Source organism: Sulfitobacter sp. 1A13679 (assembly GCF_043557115.1).
Taxonomy (GTDB): Bacteria; Pseudomonadota; Alphaproteobacteria; order Rhodobacterales; family Rhodobacteraceae; genus Sulfitobacter; species Sulfitobacter faviae.
Genome location: NZ_JBIFFO010000057.1, coordinates 1 through 1637, shown reverse-complemented (window position 1 = coordinate 1637; position 1637 = coordinate 1). Strand labels below are relative to the sequence as shown.

Here is a 1637-nt window from a genome sequence, read left to right as displayed (position 1 = left end):
CGCAGAGGCGCCCTGCAGCTGTTCGGCCACGTCCACGACCAATGGGCAGGCTCGCGAAACAGCATAAATGTCGGCGTCGACCAGTGGGATTTTCGACCGATCCAGATTGGAGAGAAGTGGCCGGGGAAAACTGAACAGTCGGGATAAGTGGATTTTCCGCGCAAGAGCAGCATGATGCTGCGAGCGAGGAGAAGACCCATGGCAAGACGACCGCGCCGGAATCATAGTCCGGCGTTCAAGGCGAAGGTGGCGCTGGCTGCGATCAAGGGTGAGAAGACCCTGGTCGAGCTGGCGCAGGATTTCGACCTGCATCCGAACCAGATCAAGCAATGGCGAGACCAGCTCCTGGAAGGTGCGACCGGCGTATTCGGCGAAGCCCCGAAGGGCGATGCCGAGCCCAGGATCGACGTGAAGACCCTGCATGCGAAGATCGGAGAGCTGACGCTGGAGAACGATTTTTTGTCCGGCGCGCTCGGCAAGGCGGGTCTGCTGCCGAGCGCAAAAAGATGATTGATCGAAATGCAAAGCTCAGCTTGTCGCGCCAAGCCATGGTCCTCGGGATCAGCCGGGGCAGCATCTACTATCAGCCCCAGCCGGTTGGCGAGGCTGATCTTAAGCTGATGCACCGGATCGACCAATTGCACATGGAGTTTCCGTTTGCAGGCAGCAGGATGCTGAAGGGGCTGCTGGTCCAGGAGGGACACACCGTGGGGCGCCTGCACGTCGCCACCCTGATGAAGCGCATGGGCATCGAGGCGTTGTATCGCAAGCCCAATACCTCGAAACCGACTCCGGGGCACAAGGTCTACCCCTACCTGCTCAGGAATCTAACCATCACTCGTCCCAATCATGTTTGGGCGATGGACATTACCTACATTCCCATGGCCCGCGGCTTCATCTATCTCGCGGCGGTGGTCGATTGGGCCACGCGCCGAGTTCTGTCATGGCGGGTGTCGATCACGCTGGACGCAGGCTTCTGCATCGAGGCGTTGGAGGAGGCTCTGGCGAAGTATGGCCAGCCCGAGATCTTCAACTCGGATCAGGGCAGCCAGTTCACGTCCACCGACTTCATCAAGGTCTTGGCAGCCCGGCAGATCAAGATCAGCATGGATGGCAAAGGAGCGTGGCGCGACAACGTCTTCGTTGAAAGGCTGTGGCGGAGCATCAAGTACGAGGAGGTTTACCTTCGGGCCTACTCCAGTGTGTCCGAGGCGCGAACCGGCATCGGCCGCTACATCGGCTTCTACAACGGGCGCCGCCCCCATTCATCCCTTGACGGCAGGACGCCCGATCAAGCCTACTTCAACCCGATGCTGCCCGATATGGCAGCGGCGTAACCGAGACGGAAAACCACTTAGAAAACGTCCGGAACCTGTTCAGACAAACCGAGCCACTTCTCCGCTCAGGACCTCCGGAGCCTTCTGCAGCACGACCGCCGAGGGATCGATCCGGGGGTCCCAGAGTGCGCAGGCCTTTGGAGCCGGGAGGTTGGGATCGGTCGCGAAATCGTAACCCCCATTTGTCGAGGAGCGCTTCTTTCAGAGGCGCGTCGTCCGGGGCGGCCTTCGAGAGGGTCGCATAGTCCTTTGCGTAGCGCTTGTTGCGGCGCAGCCATTCCCAGGCAAGATCGGACGCGC

Annotated in this window: 2 protein-coding genes; one reads left to right on the top strand and one right to left on the bottom strand. The window is 60.5% G+C overall.

The features are described 5' to 3' along the window. Positions 1 to 198: 198 nt before the first annotated feature. A protein-coding gene (locus ACGYLA_RS19480) for an IS3 family transposase (protein WP_394376330.1) occupies positions 199 to 1337 on the top strand; the annotation gives its coding sequence in 2 pieces (ribosomal slippage) (positions 199 to 454 and positions 454 to 1337; 1140 coding nt in all). On the opposite strand, the gene ACGYLA_RS19475 is transcribed toward ACGYLA_RS19480, so the two are convergent. Next, on the bottom strand, positions 1303 to 1637 hold a 335-nt coding region (locus ACGYLA_RS19475), incomplete at its 5' end, for a transcriptional regulator domain-containing protein (RefSeq protein ID WP_394434625.1). The genes ACGYLA_RS19480 and ACGYLA_RS19475 overlap by 35 nt on opposite strands.